Source organism: Clostridium sp. NSJ-49 (genome assembly GCF_014287725.1).
Classification (GTDB): Bacteria; Bacillota; Clostridia; order Clostridiales; family Clostridiaceae; genus Clostridium; species Clostridium disporicum_B.
This window is the reverse complement of the sequence record NZ_JACOOP010000061.1, coordinates 1-18,254: the sequence shown is the minus strand read 5'-3', so window position 1 is coordinate 18,254 and position 18,254 is coordinate 1. Positions and strand designations below refer to the sequence as shown.

Genomic DNA, 18,254 nt, shown 5'->3' with positions numbered 1-18,254 from the left:
ATAGGAATCACATTTTTTGTGAAGTTTTTCATATTATTACTATGCGCAAAAAAGGAAGTTCAAATTCGAACTTCCTTTTCTTTATCGGCAAATATCAATTTTTTTTTGATACAGCCCCTAAATTTTACTTTATATTAGCTTTTCACCTATTAAAGGCATTAAGCATATTTCTCTTCTTTATCAGAAGTTTTTTCTACAACTGATTCATCTGTATCAACATCAAGTTCTGCTTTACCAGTATATAATTGATAGTATCTACCCTTTTCTTCTAATAAAGAGTCGTGGTTTCCTCTTTCAATTATTTCACCTTGTTCAAGAACCATTATTGCCTTAGAGTTCTTAATAGTTGAAAGTCTGTGTGCTATAACAAATACAGTTCTTCCTTCCATTAACTTATCCATACCTTCTGCAATAAGCTTTTCTGTTCTTGTATCTATTGAACTTGTAGCTTCGTCCATTATAAGAACTGGTGGGTTTGCAACCGCTGCTCTAGCTATTGCAAGTAATTGTCTTTGACCTTGAGATAAACCTTCTCCGTCACCAGTTATAACTGTGTCATATCCGTGTGGTAAATGCTTGATGAAAGTATGAGCATTTGCAAGCTTAGCTGCAGCCTTAACTTCTTCATCTGTAGCCTTTAAGTTACCGTATCTTATATTGTCTGCAATAGTTCCTGTGAATAGATGTGTATCTTGAAGAACTATTCCAAGAGATCTTCTTAAATCATCCTTCTTGATGTCCTTAACGTCTATTCCATCATAAGTAATAGTTCCTGAATTAATTTCATAGAATCTATTTATTAAGTTAGTTATTGTTGTCTTACCAGCACCAGTTGATCCTACGAAGGCAATCTTTTGACCTGGTTTTGCAAATAGGCTGATGTTCTTTAATACTGTCTTTTCTTCATTGTATCCAAAGACTACATCCTTAAATCTAACATCTCCAGTAAGTTCTCTAAGCTCAAATCCGTCAACTATAGTAGTTCTATAAATTCCTGCTAAGTTTCCATCAATATCAGCTGCAACTTCATTAACTGGAATCTTCCATGCCCAGTGACCTGTATATTCTTCAGTTTCTTCTAAGTTTCCATTAGCATCAATTCTTACTCTAGCTAAAGTAACTTGCCCATTATCAACTTCAACTTCTTCATCTAAAGCTGCAAATATTCTTTCAGCACCAGCAAGAGCTGCTAAAATCATATTTACTTGTTGTGAAACTTGAGCTATTGGGTTAGATACCTGCTTTGTATATTGAAGATAAGATACAAGTGAACCTATATCAAACATTCCTGCAATAGTAAGTAATCCACCTGCACAGCAAGTAACCGCATAATTTATATGAGAAAGGTTACCAAGCATAGGCATCATAAATCCAGCAAAAGTTTGAGCTCCTGTTGAAGCTTTTCTTAACTCTTCATTATGCTTCTTAAAGTCTTCAATAGCTTTGTCTTCATGACAGAATACCTTAATAACCTTTTGTCCTTCTATCATTTCTTCAACATAACCATTTAATTTACCTATATTCTTTTGTTGTAATCCAAAGTAATATCCACTCTTTGACCCAACCTTCTTAACTAAGAACATCATTAAAGCTAAGAATGAAACTGTTATTATGCACATTACAGGACTTAAAACTATCATCATTATAATAGTTCCTATAAAAGTAAGTCCTGAAGCTAAAATATTAGTAAAACTGTTATTTAAAGCTTCATTTACACTATCAATATCGTTAGTATAAAGACTCATTAAGTCTCCATGAGTATTTCTATCGAAATATTTAAGTGGAAGATCTTGCATCTTATTAAATAAGTCTCTTCTTATTTCACTTACAGTCTTTTGTGATATATGAACCATAATTCTTGCATATCCATAAGCTGCACATGCACCAAGTAAGAAAATACTTCCTAGTAATACAAGCATCTTAGCAAGTCCTGTAAAATCACCTGGTAATATATAATTATTAACTAATGGCTTTAAGAAATATGAACCTGATACCATAGCAACAGAGTTTAGAACTACAAGAACCATTACTAAAAATAATAATCCCTTATGCTTACCTACATATTTTAATAAAGTTTTTATGGTCTTTTTCATATTCTTTGGCTTTGGACCACCTGGTCCTCTTTTACCACCTGGTCCCATCATTCCTGGACCGCCTTTAGGCATTTTTTCCTTACTCACGTAAACCCACCCCTTCCTGTTGAGATTTGTATACATCTTTATAAATTTCACTACTTTCCATTAACTCATCATGAGTTCCGATAGCACTTATCTTACCATCATCTAAAACTATAATCTTATCTGCTTCACATACAGATACAACTCTTTGAGCAATTATAATCTTTGTAGTATCCTTTAAATCTTCAGCAAATGCTTTTCTAATCTTAGCATCTGTTGCTGTATCTACTGCACTTGTACTATCATCTAATATAATAACCTTAGGATTTTTAAGAAGTGCTCTAGCAATACAAAGTCTTTGCTTTTGTCCACCAGATACGTTAACTCCACCTTGTTCGATATGCATATCATATCTTCCTGGTAATCTATCTATAAACTCACTTACACAAGATGCTGTAGCTGCTGCTTCAATTTCAGCTTCTGTAGCTTCTGCATTACCCCATCTTAAGTTTTCATTTATACTTCCAGAGAATAAAGTGTTCTTTTGAAGAACCATAGCAACTTCATTTCTTAAAGTTTCTATGTCATAATCCTTAACATTAACTCCACCTAAATAAACTTCACCTTCTGTAACATCATAAAGTCTTGGTATAAGTTGAACTAAGCTTGTCTTACCTGAACCTGTAGAACCAATGATACCAACAGTTTCACCTGACTTAATAGTGATGTTTATATTATCTAAGTTGTTTTCTTCACTATCATCTTCATACTTGAAGTTTACATTTCTAAATTCGATATCTCCATTTTTAACTTCCATTACTGGATTTTCTGGATTCTTAATATCTGATTCTTCTTCTAAAACTTCTATTATACGCTCTGCTGATGCAACTGATCTAGAAATCATCATAAGAACCATTGCAATCATCATAAGAGACATTAATATTTGGAATGAATATGTCATAAAGCTTGTAAGCTTACCTACTGTTAATGTACCTGCATTAACCATATGACCACCAAACCAAAGTATACCTATAATACTAGCAAATACAACACCTTGCATTATTGGCATATTTAAAACTACAAGTCCAAATGCTCCTTCAGCTGACTTAACTAAATCATCATTAGCAGTCTTAAACTTTTCTTTTTCCTTCTTAGCTCTAACAAATGATTTAACAACTCTGATACCAATTAAGTTTTCTTGAACTATAGTGTTCATATTATCAATCTTCTTTTGCATAGCCTCGAATCTTGGTCTAACTGCTTTTATAATAAGTCCGATTGAAATAACTAAAATCGGCATAGATACTAAGAATATCATTGCAAGCTGTGGACTTATTGTAACTGATAATATACAAGCACATATAAGCATCATAGGTGCTCTTACAAGTAACTTAATTCCCATTGTAACTGAGTTTTGTATAGTAGTTACATCAGTTGTTAAACGAGTAATAAGTGATGCTGTACTAAACTTTTCAATATTCTTAAATGAATATCCTTGAATCTTTACATACTCAGCTTCTCTTAACTCAGCTCCGAAGCCTTGTCCAGCTTCTGCTGCAAACTTAGATAATCCAAGCCCGAATGATAGTGATATTAATGCCATCCCTACCATAAGTAATCCCATCTTAATCGTGTACCAGCTATTACCAGTAGTTATACCGATATCAACTATATTTGCCATTACTAATGGGATTAATAATTCAAATATAGCTTCTAATGCTGCACACATTACCCCTAAAATTAAAGGAGTTTTGTACTTCTTCATATACGGAAGTAATTTCTTAACCATCTAATTCACCTCTTTTTAACTAATTTTGAACTTCACTTTTAAATATATTTGCTGATTATAATAATGCTACTTTTAAACTTTTTCTATTTCTCACTAAATTTCTCTAACAGTGAAGCCCTTTTATAGTAAGTTCTATATATTCATATAAAACCTTTATAACAATAAATTAACACTAAAATTTCTTATATAGCAAGCTATATATAAGCTTATAAAAGAACTATTCATCCATATTATCAATAACTTTATTTAATAAGGTTCTTAAAGTATTCAATTCCTCTTCAGTCATATCCTTAGTTAATTTCTTTTCAATATAATTAACTCCAAAATCCATACATTCATGAATTACATCCAGACCTTTATCAGTTAATGTAAGACACTTATATCTAGCATCCTCAGAACTTGGAATCCTCTTTATCATTTCCTTCTCTTCCAATCTCTTAAGTATACCTGTAACTGTGGGATTACTTAAATCTAGTTCTCTCTCAATATCTTTTTGAAAAACATCCTTTGAATGTTCCTGCATCCTAAATATACTCCACATCACTTTTTCTTGAGTTGCAGTTAAATTAAATCTAATCAAATTTTTATTAATAGCCTTTTTGATCCTATTATCAACTAATTTAATAAGAAGACCTATGTCATTTCTTCTCTTGCACTTCTTCATAGTACCCTCCCTAAATACATAGCATACTATGTATATTATAATCTCTATATTATTAAAGTCAATTAGTAATGTTACAACTAAAATGTTAACTATTTTTGAACACTTCCAAACTAAGCTAATGATAACATTTACTAGTGGATAATTTTTTTATTTTTTATCGAAAAATGTAACAAGAAAATCAACGATATAAAAAATCGAATTAATAAAAATTTTTAAACTTTAGGAGGAATTTAAAATGAGAAACAATAAGATAGAAAAAATTTACGAAGTAATTAAGGAAAATGGAAGAACATTAAATCTAGATGAAATCAAATCTATGACAGAAGTTGGAAACGGATATAACTACTCAAACAATAATACTACTTGTGCAGTAGCTGTTCCTTCACACAAAAGTCAAAAAATATATGATGTAGTAACAAATATATCAGGTAAAATTAACCTTCACACAATAAAAGCTATGACTGGTGCAGGTAATGGATATAGACAATAGGATAATTAGCACAATTTATTTGAATGCTAGAAATGGAACGTCAATATTGACGTTCCATTTTTTCTTTGTTCTTATTATTTTTATGAGCTTAACGTACTCGGTATACACTTTCTTATAATTTTTGCTAATTTAGCTTCATCTTCTTTACGGTCTGTATCTACCCAATGCTTTAATGTCATTGTAAATCCTGCTTGAAAGTAAATTAAATAATACATAATTTCTTCATCAGATGTTATTCCATTTTGAATACAAATATTTTTTATAACTTCCCATAATCGCTCAAAGCCTTGTTTTAGAGGGAAATCTTTTCTTGTTTGTAGATTGATTTTATAAAAATATTTATGCTTTTTGATATGTCTTAGAAATGGAATAAAAGACTCTTCAGAGAAAACTTGCAATTCACTATATGCTGAATATTGATTTAATAACTCTTTACTAAGCTCCTTTTCCATTTTATCAATCATATCATATATATCTATAAAATGAGCATAAAACGTAGAACGATTTACCTCAGCCTTCTCACATATCTTTTTTACTGTAATTTTTTCAAACTCTGTATTTTTCATAATCTCTAACATAGCAGCTTCCATACGAATCTCTGTGTCATGAAATCTTTTATTATTTTTTGTATTCATAAAACCTCCAATTTTCATTATTCCAACACAAATTGGAATATTGATGATTGTTACAGTATTTGGTAGTCATTATACTATAAAGTGAAAAAACAAATAAGTGTTGGAATAAAGGGAGGTGTAGATATGTCAAAGCTTACAAATGTGAATAAAAAAAATTGAAAATACTGTTGTAACGAAGTACAAGAAAATTGAAAATGCCGTTGTTTCTAAATATCAAAAAATTGAAGATAAGTTTATTGATACTTTCTTGGCAGAAGATGGTGAAACTACATCACAGGCAAAAGATAGAATTAAAGAAAATATAAAAAATATATAAAAATCAAATTTAGAGTAGGAGGATAAATTTATGAAAAAAGAAAATTTTGTTTCACTTATTATAGGTACAGTTGGTTTAGTTCTATTTGCATTAAGAATGTGCATGGCAATGATTACTGAATGGAATACTTTTAATCAAGATATTGTAGTAGGTACAATTGGAATTATTATATTGATTATTATGCTTATTGTTCGTAGAAAAATGGAGGGAAAGCCTGCAATCGAATTAAATAAAAAAGCTATTGGAATAGTGCTATTAGGAATTGTGGGGGCATTGCTATTAGGTGTTGGAATGTGCATGACTATGGTTTGGCAGGGGCTCATGGTTCAGGGAATAATCGTTGGGCTTATAGGAATTATTATACTACTTTGTTTAATCCCAATATGTAAAGGAATAAAGTAATGGAAAATAATATGAAAGCAGCAATTTATATGGGCAAAGGCAATATAGAAATTCAAGATTTACCTTTGGAGAAACCTGGTGATTATGATGTATTAATACAAAATATTTACTCTAGCATTTGTGGTACAGATGTTGCAGTCTATAATCACGGACCAAACACAGGACATCGTATTACAGTTGGAGAAGAATTTGGGCATGAAACTATCTCTCGTATTGTAGCTATTGGAGAAAAAGTTTCTGACTTTAAAGTTGGTGAGCGTGTTTATCCATATCCTAGATATGCTAAAGGTAATACAAAACGTGCAGGTACTATCGGTGGTTTTTCAGAATATATCCTGATTCCTAATGCCAAAAGAAATATTTCTTTATATCCAGTAGATGATACTATTTCTGATAAAATAGCTTGTTTAATTGAGCCATTTACTGTTGGTTGTAGAGCAACAAGACGAGGTCAGCTAAAACAAGGTCAAAAAGCTGTAGTTTTTGGTTGTGGAACAATAGGACTATCAGCTGCAATAGCCCTTAAATATTTTGGCATTGATAAGGTTATGGTTTGTGATGTATCTGATTTTAGGTTGAAAATTGCTAAGAATATGGGCTTTTACACATGTAATACCCAAAATGAAAATTTTAATGAAACGGCTAAAAAATATTTTGGTGAAGCAAGCTCTCTTAATGGAACTGTAGCTGATATCGACTGTTTTATTGATGCAGCGGGATCAGAAGATATCCTAAATCTTTTTATGGAATATGGAAAAATTGAAAGTAAATTTGTATCAGTAGCTGTTAATAACGCTTTACAAAGCATTGATTTATTGCATTTAACATTTTCACAAAAAAGTATTATCGGTTCTGGCAGATATATGCCTGAAGATGTAAAAGATGTTATGCAGATAATGAAAAGTGGTCAATGGAATATTGAATCAATGATTACCCATGAATTTTCATTAGATAAAATAGAACAAGCAATCCAAACTGCCGGCGACACTAAAAACTCTTTAAATGTAGTTATTAAGTTTTAATTGTATTAATTTAATAATGCAACAAATTCTAATAAATTTTTAAACACAATATTAGATTACAATTCACTCCATATTTAAATAAAACACTATGTTCAAGAGTAATGTTGAAAATAAAGTATTTAAAAAGGGCCGATAATTGTTGGTCCTTTTAGTTCATTATTTATTAAATCCACTATACAAATTGGAATTCATACACTACTATTCCTTTAAAATTTGTATGGTGCTTTTTTATATTCAATATCTCCAATAACAAATTTCTTTGGATTCACCCTATTACTTAACTGCCTTGTCTCAATAAATTCTTTTGATACAGATACAAAATATTGCTGATTTTCTTTTTCAATTAAATAATACTCATTTCTGTCTTTAAGCTGATACGCTATATTAAAAATTCCAGGTTGAGTAATAAAGTCCAAGACGTTCTCAATAGGAGTTAACTTCTTTTTACGCATAAGTGGATAAATAAAGTCTGCGTCATTAAATTTCTTTAATACCACTGCATCTTGCTTACATCTACAGCGTCCACTTTTTACAAAGTCATCTAAATTGATTGACTCTTTTATTACTAGCTTATCTATATTACTATCATTATCTAGCAAATAATCAATACTTATATTAAGTAAGGTTGCTATTGCTTTTAGATTTCCTATATCGGGTATACCCTTATCAGATTCCCACTTACTAACTGCTTGTCTAGATACAGATAATTTTTCTGCTAATTGTTCTTGGGACAATCCTCCCCTTTTTCTTGCTTCTTTTAATTTTTCTCCTAAGGTCATAATTCTTACCTCCATATTCTAATTTCTACATAAACTTATTGTAGTAATTTCACAGTAGCCTATGGATCTCAAAAGTACAAGAAACTGTTGTTTTCCTTAATGCAACGTATCGTAGCAAAAGCTTTATATTATAAAAATTATATAAAATAAATCTTTCACCTTATAATTTCCACTTTCTTAATATATCTACAAATTCCTATTTATATACATGCTATCAAATAGCAGCAAACAACAAACATCATTTACCACTAATAAAAAAATTTTTATATTTTTTATAAATAGTCCCTAAAACAAAATTAACCTTTGTATTTAATAATGTCAAAGCAATTAAGAGTAAAGTTCAAGTTTCAAAAATAAAATTTGAACTTTCACTAAAAAAGGTCCCTAAAACAAAATTAGCTCTTGTATTTAATAATGACAAGGCGATTAAGAGTAAAGTTCAAGTTTCAAATATAAAATTTGGACTTTAGGGGAAACTCACTACTCATATACATTCGTAGGAGTACACTTCCAGTGTAAGTTCAAATAAAAAAATCACAGATTTTGATTTTCACTTAACTTCAAGTAACCAAATATAAAATTTGGACTTTCACCTAAAAAGGTCCCTAAATAAAATTTGAATCTTGTATTTAATAATGTAACAAGGAAATCAACGATATAAAAAATCGAATTAATAGAAATTTTTAAACTTTAGGAGGAATTTATAATGAAAAACAATAAGATAGAAAAAATTTATGAAGTAATTAAGGAAAATGGAAGAGCATTAAATCTACATGAAATCAAGGCTATGACAGGAGTTGGAAACGGATATAACTACTCAAATAATACTACTTGTGCAGTAGCTACTACTTCAAACAAAAGTCAAAAAATTTATGATGTAGTAACAAATATATCAGGTAAAGTTAACCTTCATACAATAAAGGCTATGACTGGTGCAGGAAATGGCTATGCAGCTCAAAATACAATAAAATCATCAGATATTAATAATACTTATATTACAGAGAGCTGTAACCATAAAAGCAAAAAGATTAATGAAATATTAAATACTGCTGGTGTAAGACTTAATCTTCATCAGATAAAAGCAATGACTGGAGCTGGAAATGGATATATTCAATAGGATAGTTAACATAGTATTGAATATCAAAATTAACATCTAAAAAATTATTTTTTAAAGAAATTTATAATTAAAAGGTCCCTAAATAAAATTTAAATCTTGTATTTAATAATGTAACAAGGAAATCAACGATATGAAAATCGAATTAATAAAAATATTTTCAAACTTTAGGAGGAATTTAAAATGAGAAACAATAAGATAGAAAAAGTTTATGAAGTGATTAAGACAAACGGAAGAGCATTAAACCTACATGAAATCAAAGCTATGACTGGTGTTGGAAACGGATATGCAGCTCAAAATACAATAAAATCATCAGATATTAATAATAGTTATATTACAGAGAGCTGTAACCACAAAAGCAAAAAGATTAATGAAATATTAAATACTGCTGGTATGAAACTTAATCTTCATCAAATAAAAGCTATGACTGGAGCTGGAAATGGGTACATACAATAATAGAAAATGAAAGTACTCTAAGTTAGTAATTTAATAAAGTATATAGTGAAAATTTAAAAAAGCTATAAATACTAAAATGGCTATTGCAATACTGCAATAGCCATAGTAACTTTTCCAAACATCATTTGATTTTTAACTATTAAACATTTTATTTTTGTACTTCACATACAATTTTAAAACTTTTAATTAATTTTATATCTTCATTTTGCTTATTTTTATATGATACCTCATTTATATCTATATCAATAATTCTAGCACCTAAAGATTCTAATACTTCTTTATCCCACTGTGGTCGTATTTCTCTACTTAATGGTAAATTGTACGCTATTTTATCAATTGCCTCTGTACTTACTCCCATCATATTTTTATGATCATTTACATGAGTAACACTTTCTCTTTCTTCCATATATCTTTCATCAAACATATAGCAATAATGATTTCCATCAAAAATTATAATTTTCCCACCTGGTTTTAATATTCTAATCCATTCTTTATATGCTTTTTCTGGATTTTCTAAATTCCAAATAAGGTTTCTACTTACTAATAAATCAAAAGTGTTGTCTTCGATATGAGGATTTTGTGCATCACCTTTAATCGTATGTATTTTAACGCCTACTTGCTTTGAGTTTTCCTCTGCCTCTAATAACATATTTTCAGTGCAATCAAATCCATATGATTCACAACCTAGATTTGCTAATAATATTGCTAAAAATCCTGGTCCACATCCCATATCTATGGCTTTACACTTTTCATCTTTATTTATGTACTTTTTTAAAACTTCTTCGTATTCTTCCTTTTCATCACTATTTAAACTTTCTCTATTACTTATTGAATAACCCTCTGCCCTTTTATTCCAATAAGATTTTATATCCTCTAAATAACTCATTTTTTCCTCCGTTTAATTCCCTACTATATTATAATATCAAATCTAAATAACAGAACTAATAAGCTTTTTCGTAAAAACTTCCTTAGGATTAAGAATTATCTCATTTACAGTACCTTCTTCAATAATTTTTCCTTCATCCATAACCAATATGTAATCACAAAATTGTTGTACTAATGCTATATCATGACAAATAAAAAGTATTGCCATATCTCTGTTTTTTTGTATATTTTTTAATAGCTTTATTATGTTATGTTGAACTGTTACATCTAGTGCACTTGTTGCTTCATCACAAATAAGTAATTCTGGATCACTTGCTAACGCCCTTGCTATTGCAGCTCTTTGACATTGTCCTCCACTTACTTCCTTAGGATATCTATCAGCTAATTCATATTCTAATAAGCACTCATCAAAGAGATTTTTTAACTTTTCTTCTTTTTCTACAGAAGTTAAGGTTTTACTCATGGCTTCTTTAATAGATTTTCCTAATTTAATTCTTGGATTAAAAGATTCTGTAGGCATTTGAAATACCATTTGAATCTTTCCTTGTACTTCTTTAAGTCTAACCTTACTATTTTTACTTAATATATTTCCACTTAAACTAATTTCACCTTCATCACAATCAAGTAGCCCTGATATAATTCTGGCTATTGTACTTTTCCCACATCCACTTTCTCCAACAATTCCAACACATTGCCCCTTATTAACTGTAAAACTAACTTCATTAATTACAGTATTACTTTTGCCACCTTTTGAAAATGTCTTTTTTATAGATGAAACTCTTAGTACTTCTTGCACTACATATCACCTCACTTTAAACTGCTTCATTTCTTAATTTAGGCATTGCATTAATTAACTCTTTAGTATATCTTTTTGTTGGATAATTAAATATCTTCTCTGTTGAATCATACTCTATGCATTCTCCATTCTTCATTACTAAAGCATTATCTGACATCAAAGAAATTACTCCCATATTATGACTTACAATAATTATAGTAGTTGCAAACTTATTTCTTAAATTCATAAGCTCATCAATAACCTTACGCTGAACTGTCACATCTAATGCACTAGTAGGTTCATCTGCTAATAATATTTTAGGATTAGATGCCATCGCCATCATAATTCCAGCTCTTTGATTCATACCGCCTGATAATTCAAAAGGATAGCTATTAAGAAATTTTTTAGGATCTTTAATATTAAGTTCTCTTAATATTTCCTCTCCCCTAATTAATGCTTCTTTTTTCGTAATTTTCATATGAGCTCTCATTGAGTCATACAATTGATTTCCTATTGTTCTAATTGGACAAAAAGAAGACTTACAGTCTTGAAATATCATTCCTATAGCTTGTCCTCTAATTGCCATTAACTCTTTTTTATTTAAATTAGTAATATCTTTTCCTTCATATATTATGCTTCCCTCTACAATACGGCCTCCATCGCCTAAAATACCAATTATAGATTTTATAAGAGTACTTTTTCCACTTCCCGACTCTCCTACTATTCCAAGTATTTCTCCTTCATATACAGACATAGAAATATTATTAACTACAAGTTTATTATCATATTTTATAGATATATTTTTAAGTTGTAGTAAAGGCTTTTTCATATATCCTCCTATCTATTCTACTGAAAGTTCAGCTGTAATCTCATAATAATCTGAAGGATGAGCTTCAAAGCCTGAAATATTTGACTTCATTACAAAGGACATTTTTAAATGAGAAGCAAAAATAAATGAAGCATCATCTAAAATAATTTGTTGCATTCTTGTTGCTAATTTTCCTCTTTCTTCAATATCAAATGTATTACTCATTTCAGCATATAAATTTTCTAATTCTTCATTATAATATTTTCCTCTATTTTTAGCGGAATCTTTTAATGCATGTGTTGTAAAGAAATATGCTGGGTCTCCTGTAGGTGCTGTTACAAATGCACTAGCATAAATATCCCAGTCTCCACTTTTTAAAACATCTGAATGATTTGCTGTAGAGTTAACTTTCACATCAATTCCTATTTCTTTTAATGTTGACTGAACAGACTCTGCAAGAAGAGGTAACTCTTGTCTACCTGGATATGTTAACCATCTTATAGTTAAATTTTCTCCATTTTTATCTACATATCCATCACCATTTGTATCTTCCCAGCCTGATTTCTTTAATAATTCCTTTGCTGTATCAAGATTATATTCAGATACTGTTACAGTCTTATCACCAAATGCAAAGTTTTCTGGAAATGGTCCTACTGCTGGAGTTCCATTGCCATTTAACAATACACTTGTAAAACCTTCTTTATCTATGGCAGACGCTATTGCCTTTCTAACATTTATATCTTGTAAGTTTTCATTATCATAATTCATAGCTGCAAAAAATGTACGAGATGTATCTGTAGAGCTTATCTTATAATCATCATTATTTTCGAATAATTGTAAACTTGCATATGGAAGCCCTTGCGTTGCATCTATTTCTCCACTTTGAAGTGCCATAGTAAGAGTGTCTCCATCTGTAATTCTCTTAACTATTACACGGTCAGTCTTCACTTCTCCATTCCAATAATTATCATTTTTAACTAACTCTATTTCTGAATCTGATATTTTTTCAGCTATAAATGGTCCTGTTCCTGCTACGTTTCTATCTTCAGTAACACCATACTCCATATCAATTATTGCTCCATATGGGTCACTTAAATAATTTAATAAATCTACAACCTTCTTATTACAAGTTATTGTTATACTTTGTCCATCTGCTTCTATCTTATTTATATCTAAATCACCAGGAGCTCTATCATGGACATTAATAAGGTCTTCTAAGCACTCTTTAACAGCTTCACCATCCATTTTTCTTCCACTACTGAAATAAACATCATCCCGTAAAGAAATTTTCATAGTATTATCATCAATTTGTTCATAACCAGTTGCTAACCATGGTTCTAACTCCATATTCTCATTAAACTTAAATAAAGTTTCCCCAACGCCATAACGCACTGCTGACCACCCTGAATAATTATCATGTGGATTTAAGCCTGCATTACCCATCTCTGGACCATATGCTGTTGTTCCATAAGTAAATACTTTTTCATTTGAACTTGTTATAGTATTATTTCCTTCTACTTTATCACTAGCATCTTTTTCCGTACTGCTTCCACATCCAGTTAATATTGATGTAAATATACATCCTACCATTAATAAACTTATTAACTTATTTTTTCTCCTGTTCACTTTCCCTACTCCTCATGAATTATTTAGTATCAAAATAATCTCTAATTGTATCTCCTAATAAATTAAAACACATTATAGTTATAAAAATAGCTATTCCAGGTGCTAAAATCATCCATGGTGAAGTTTGAATCATACTTCTTCCATCATTCATCATGCTTCCCCATTCTGCTGCTGGAGCTATAGCTCCTAACCCTAAAAAAGAAAGCCCTGCAAGCTCCATCATCATTGTTCCTATATCTACCGCCGACATTACAATTATTGTCCCTATAGCATTAGGTAATATATGCTTAATTATTATTTTGCCATTACTCAATCCATTAAGCCTTGCTGCATCAACAAATGGCTGGTTTTTTAGAGTCATTGCCTGAGTTCTAGCTATTCTTGCATACTTTGGCCAACTAATTACAGCTAATGCAATTACAGCATTTTGCATTCCTCCGCCTAAAACAGCTGCTACTGCAATAGCAAATACCATACCTGGAAACGCTAAAAACATATCTGCTATTCTCATAAGTATAATGTCTCTAGCTCCTCCATATACACCACAATATAATCCAACTACTGTTCCTACTATCGTAATTATTAATATCAATGCTAGAGTAGAAAAAATACTACTTCTTCCACCTACTAATACTCTTGAAAATACATCTCTTCCATATCTATCTGTACCAAAAACATGTGCTAAAGACGGTGCTTTAAGTGCTTCACTTAAATTTTGAGCATAAGGATCATATGGAGCAATGTGTTCTGACATTAATGCTATTAAACATATAATCGCACATATACTAGCAAAGATAATTAATTTTATATTTGTTTTTTTCTTTTTACTCATAACCATTACTCCCTATTCCTTTCCTAATCTTATACGCGGATCTAAATAATGATGTACTATATCAGATATAAGATTTATAGCTACATATATAAATGCCATCCAAATTACATATGCCTGTATCATAGGGTAATCATACATATTAATTGAATCAACTGCTAATTTTCCTACTCCGTCCCACATAAAAATAGTTTCAACTATAGCTGTTCCACCAAGTAGAGATGCAATTGATAGCGTTAATAGTGTAATAATAGTCATTAATGAACATCTAAGTACACTTTTAAGTAAAACACTTTTTACTCCTATTCCCCTCGCATAAGCAGCTTTAACATAATCTTTATTTAATTCCTCTAATACTACAGCTCTTACTTGTCTAATATATTTACATATCATTGCCACAGAAAGTGTAAGTGTTGGCATAATTAAGCTCTTCAAATTAGTACCACTTGATGAACCTATAATAGGTAGCCACTTTAATTTTACAGAAAATAAAAGAATTAATAGTAATGCTAAAAAGAATCCCGGCAGTGAATTACCTATAAAACTTAAAAATCTTATAATATAATCAATAAACCTATTTTGAAAAACAGCTGCAATAATACCTAAAGGAATTGCTATTAAAATAGTTAATAGTATAGATGAAGCCATTAAAAGAAATGTATTTGGCAACTTTGATATTATTGTGCTAAATACTGACTTTCCAGAAACATAAGATTCACCCATGTCCCCTTTAAATATTCCTAGCATCCAATTTCCATACTGAACTAAAAAAGGTTTGTCCAATCCCAACTCACTTCTCATATCATCTTCTACCTGCTGCGAAACTACTCCCCCAGTATTCTCTAGTAGTTTATCTACTGTATCTACATTTGTAGTATTCATCATTGCAAAGGTAATGAATGTTATTCCAAATAAAATCGGTATAAGCTGAAGAAACCTTTTGCATATGTACTTTATCACAAGCTTTCTCCCTTCTTAGTTTTATTTATCTTTAAAGAAAATAATATAATTTAATAATAACTAAATTAATTACTTAATAGTTTTAACTAAAAACATTGGAGTAGATGCATAATTAGCTTTTTCCTCTTCAGACCATAAGCTTTTCCAAATATCTAAATCTACATTAACCGATGTTACTCCAAGCTTATTTAAGGTTAAAATATCCCATTGTGGACGTATTATTCTACTTAACGGAACCTTTTTAGCTATTTCCTCCATAGACTCGATATCAGTACAAGTATAATGATCTTCTAAATTGCTATTAGCAACTCTATTTCTATCTTCCTCATATTCTTTTCTCTTCTCATCATCAAATAAATGATGATACCAATTAGCATCAAAATTTAATAGAATTCCATTCTTCTTCAATACTCGTATCCATTCTTTATATGCCATATCAGGCTTTTCTAAATTCCATGTTAAATTTCTAGAAATTACAACATCAAAACTTTCATCATCAAACTTTAGGTTTTGCGCATCCATCTTTATAAAAGTTATTTTATCTGCAATATCTCCACAATTCTCTTTTGCTTTTTCAATCATTTTGCTAGTATAATCAACTGCAGTAACTTTATATCCTGCCCTTGCCAAAATTATTGAAAAAAAGCCAGGTCCACACCCAATATCTAAAACTTTTATATTCTCTTTAGGCTTATTAGATAGCTCATTTAAATTTTTCTCAATTTCATCTAGCCATTTATCCTTTTGTACTGTAGCTAACTCGCCTTTATTAACACTAGAATATCCATCAGCTCTATTTGTCCAGTATTTTTCTATATCGTTTAATAAATTTGACATTTTCCACCTCTTAAAACATTATTCTTCAATAAAGTATATCAACAGAAGTTTTGCTTAACAATCCTCCCCCTGGGGTTATTATTTTTTCAAATTCGAAATTTTGAATAATATAATGGCTTTGTTTTAATAGACTGTATAAATTTGATTAACCTCCATAAATTAAGGAATATCTATGCTGCTGATATGTTATGATAACTAAAAAGGTTGTACACGAAAACATCTATTTATTTTCATGTACAACCTTTTTTAGTAATATTCTAAAGTTTTTTTCTCATAAGAACCCAATCATTGCAAGACGTATACCCTCTTCTGTTATAAAATCCTTCTGTTGTTTCCTCTTTAGATGTTAACAGCCAAACTTCTGATACTCCTCTAGATTTTAGACGTTCTTGAAATTCATTTAAAATAAAGGTTCCTACACCTTTCCCCCTAACGGTATTACTAGTACAAAATTCTTTTATATAAAATTCTAAACCTCTGAAAGAATATTCTTCATTTCCAAGTATCATACCTACATGAGAATCTCCTTCATAAGCAATAAGGCCAAAAAAGCCTTCACAATTAATCATTTGTTTTAATCTTTTATTTGATATTTCCTTTGTCCATGGTTCATTCCATGGCTCAGAATTAAATGTTTCTGTATAAATATTAGAAATGATATCTATATCAGACAATGTAATTTCTTTGAATTTCATTAAAATCTCCTTTTTCTTTACTCATAATAAATTAACATTTTATCATTATATTCTTTTGCAATATTTTTTACAATTTAAAAATAAGTTAGGCATATTTTTTGTATACCTAACTTATTTATTGTGTTTTGCTCAGTTAAGATTTTCCTAACTTTAACTATTATTTATTTTTTAATTTTTTAAACTTTTCAAGTGCTTCTATTACTTCTTCTTGTCTTTCTTTAGCAAGCTCATAGTTTTCCCCTAAAGAATATGCACTTGGTGCTTGAGGAAGACCTGCAAGTAATGTACTTTGGTCATAATCTAAATCTATAGGTTCTACCCCAAAATAGTTATTACTAGCTTCCTTTATTCCATAATTATTATCTCCGTAATAAATTATATTTACATAAAGCTCTAATATGTCATCTTTACTATAATTTTTCTCTAAATCGAATGCTACAAACATCTCAGCTATCTTTTTTATAAAATTCTGATCATTATCAAAGTATAGGTTCTTTGCAACCTGCTGAGTTATAGTACTTCCACCTTGAAGCACTTCTTTTTCCCTAAGATTTACTAAAATAGCTCTTAATAATGACTTAAGCTCAATAGCTCCATGATCATAAAATCTCATATCCTCTATTGCTACTATAGCATCTCTAAATGTTTCACTAATATCATCAATCTCAACATAAGTATCAGAGCTTCTTATCTCATTAATCTTGTCACTTAAACTAATAGTATCTATGGCTTCCTTATACTTGGTATGTCCTGAAGCTGCAATCATAGCAACGGATATAATAGCTATCGACAATATTAGTCCAATTAGTCCAATAAAAAACTTCTTCATATAATCCCCCCAATTAATCAATACGATCTGTTAAGTTATATGAACATTGCTCTTCTCAGCCCAAGGAAATACAATAGGTTTGCGATACTAAATAATACCCCCCTTCGAAAAGGAGAGAAGAACAATGAGCAAAACTAATATAAAATGCCCACGCTGTAATTCTGATAAACTATACAAGTTTGGTATGAATAAGCAGGCTAAACAAAAGTATCAATGTAAGCAGTGT

Annotated in this window: 20 protein-coding genes; 6 read left to right on the top strand and 14 right to left on the bottom strand. The window is 30.0% G+C overall.

Annotated elements, in window-relative coordinates:
• Nucleotides 1-158: 158 nt before the first annotated feature.
• The 3 genes from H8S10_RS15855 to H8S10_RS15845 form a co-directional block, all read right to left on the bottom strand.
• Nucleotides 159-2,144 carry an ABC transporter ATP-binding protein gene (locus H8S10_RS15855; RefSeq protein ID WP_186839538.1) on the bottom strand — a complete coding sequence of 662 codons (1,986 nt, stop codon included), beginning with the start codon at nucleotides 2,142-2,144 and terminating at the stop codon, nucleotides 159-161.
• A gap of 28 nt (nucleotides 2,145-2,172) precedes the next feature.
• Nucleotides 2,173-3,906, bottom strand: coding sequence for an ABC transporter ATP-binding protein (locus H8S10_RS15850; protein ID WP_055264597.1), 1,734 nt, complete (start codon nucleotides 3,904-3,906; stop codon nucleotides 2,173-2,175).
• A 217-nt stretch (nucleotides 3,907-4,123) separates the two neighbouring features.
• Nucleotides 4,124-4,570, bottom strand: coding sequence for a MarR family transcriptional regulator (locus H8S10_RS15845; protein WP_055264596.1), 447 nt, complete (start codon nucleotides 4,568-4,570; stop codon nucleotides 4,124-4,126).
• Nucleotides 4,571-4,805: 235 nt separating this feature from the next.
• Between H8S10_RS15845 and H8S10_RS15840 the strand changes: the two genes are divergently transcribed.
• Nucleotides 4,806-5,060 carry a hypothetical protein gene (locus H8S10_RS15840; protein WP_055264595.1) on the top strand — a complete coding sequence of 85 codons (255 nt, stop codon included), beginning with the start codon at nucleotides 4,806-4,808 and terminating at the stop codon, nucleotides 5,058-5,060.
• Between the two features lie 80 nt (nucleotides 5,061-5,140).
• Here the strand turns inward: H8S10_RS15840 and H8S10_RS15835 are convergent, their stop codons facing one another.
• Nucleotides 5,141-5,695 carry a TetR/AcrR family transcriptional regulator gene (locus H8S10_RS15835; protein ID WP_186839535.1) on the bottom strand — a complete coding sequence of 185 codons (555 nt, stop codon included), beginning with the start codon at nucleotides 5,693-5,695 and terminating at the stop codon, nucleotides 5,141-5,143.
• Between the two features lie 346 nt (nucleotides 5,696-6,041).
• On the opposite strand from H8S10_RS15835, the gene H8S10_RS15830 reads away from it, so the two are divergent.
• Nucleotides 6,042-6,413: a hypothetical protein gene (locus tag H8S10_RS15830; RefSeq protein ID WP_186839534.1), complete on the top strand. Its 372-nt coding sequence runs from the start codon at nucleotides 6,042-6,044 to the stop codon at nucleotides 6,411-6,413.
• 29 nt (nucleotides 6,414-6,442) lie between these two features.
• Nucleotides 6,443-7,435, top strand: a complete 993-nt coding sequence (locus H8S10_RS15825; RefSeq protein ID WP_243175893.1) for a zinc-binding dehydrogenase — start codon at nucleotides 6,443-6,445, stop codon at nucleotides 7,433-7,435.
• 206 nt (nucleotides 7,436-7,641) lie between these two features.
• Here H8S10_RS15825 and H8S10_RS15820 read toward each other — a convergent pair whose 3' ends face one another.
• Nucleotides 7,642-8,214: a helix-turn-helix transcriptional regulator gene (locus H8S10_RS15820; protein ID WP_186839533.1), complete on the bottom strand. Its 573-nt coding sequence runs from the start codon at nucleotides 8,212-8,214 to the stop codon at nucleotides 7,642-7,644.
• 706 nt (nucleotides 8,215-8,920) lie between these two features.
• Here H8S10_RS15820 and H8S10_RS15815 point away from each other — a divergent pair.
• Nucleotides 8,921-9,331 (top strand): hypothetical protein, encoded by a 411-nt coding sequence (locus tag H8S10_RS15815; protein WP_186839532.1) that lies wholly within the window; start codon nucleotides 8,921-8,923, stop codon nucleotides 9,329-9,331.
• 180 nt (nucleotides 9,332-9,511) lie between these two features.
• Nucleotides 9,512-9,784 (top strand): hypothetical protein, encoded by a 273-nt coding sequence (locus H8S10_RS15810; protein WP_186839531.1) that lies wholly within the window; start codon nucleotides 9,512-9,514, stop codon nucleotides 9,782-9,784.
• A gap of 148 nt (nucleotides 9,785-9,932) precedes the next feature.
• Here H8S10_RS15810 and H8S10_RS15805 read toward each other — a convergent pair whose 3' ends face one another.
• The 9 genes from H8S10_RS15805 to H8S10_RS15765 form a co-directional block, all read right to left on the bottom strand.
• Nucleotides 9,933-10,670: a class I SAM-dependent methyltransferase gene (locus tag H8S10_RS15805; protein ID WP_186839530.1), complete on the bottom strand. Its 738-nt coding sequence runs from the start codon at nucleotides 10,668-10,670 to the stop codon at nucleotides 9,933-9,935.
• Nucleotides 10,671-10,712: 42 nt separating this feature from the next.
• A complete protein-coding gene (locus H8S10_RS15800; protein ID WP_186839529.1) occupies nucleotides 10,713-11,465 on the bottom strand; it encodes a dipeptide/oligopeptide/nickel ABC transporter ATP-binding protein in 753 nt (250 codons plus the stop codon).
• Between the two features lie 16 nt (nucleotides 11,466-11,481).
• Nucleotides 11,482-12,273: an ABC transporter ATP-binding protein gene (locus H8S10_RS15795; protein WP_186839528.1), complete on the bottom strand. Its 792-nt coding sequence runs from the start codon at nucleotides 12,271-12,273 to the stop codon at nucleotides 11,482-11,484.
• 12 nt (nucleotides 12,274-12,285) lie between these two features.
• Entirely contained in the window at nucleotides 12,286-13,878 is a 1,593-nt protein-coding gene (locus H8S10_RS15790; protein WP_347707683.1) for an ABC transporter substrate-binding protein, read from the bottom strand.
• Between the two features lie 19 nt (nucleotides 13,879-13,897).
• Entirely contained in the window at nucleotides 13,898-14,710 is an 813-nt protein-coding gene (gene nikC / locus H8S10_RS15785; RefSeq protein WP_186839527.1) for a nickel transporter permease, read from the bottom strand.
• 12 nt (nucleotides 14,711-14,722) lie between these two features.
• On the bottom strand, nucleotides 14,723-15,667 hold the full coding sequence (nikB, locus tag H8S10_RS15780; RefSeq protein WP_055264584.1) for a nickel ABC transporter permease: 945 nt from the start codon (nucleotides 15,665-15,667) through the stop codon (nucleotides 14,723-14,725).
• 69 nt (nucleotides 15,668-15,736) lie between these two features.
• Nucleotides 15,737-16,504, bottom strand: a complete 768-nt coding sequence (locus tag H8S10_RS15775; protein ID WP_055264583.1) for a class I SAM-dependent methyltransferase — start codon at nucleotides 16,502-16,504, stop codon at nucleotides 15,737-15,739.
• Nucleotides 16,505-16,761: 257 nt separating this feature from the next.
• The gene (locus H8S10_RS15770; RefSeq protein ID WP_186839526.1) at nucleotides 16,762-17,199 is read right to left on the bottom strand and encodes a GNAT family N-acetyltransferase; all 438 of its coding nucleotides are present in this window, start codon (nucleotides 17,197-17,199) and stop codon (nucleotides 16,762-16,764) included.
• A 157-nt stretch (nucleotides 17,200-17,356) separates the two neighbouring features.
• Nucleotides 17,357-18,028, bottom strand: coding sequence for a biosynthetic peptidoglycan transglycosylase (locus H8S10_RS15765; protein WP_055264581.1), 672 nt, complete (start codon nucleotides 18,026-18,028; stop codon nucleotides 17,357-17,359).
• 124 nt (nucleotides 18,029-18,152) lie between these two features.
• Between H8S10_RS15765 and H8S10_RS15760 the strand changes: the two genes are divergently transcribed.
• The coding region (locus H8S10_RS15760; protein ID WP_347707662.1) for an IS1 family transposase at nucleotides 18,153-18,254 on the top strand (102 nt) is incomplete at its 3' end.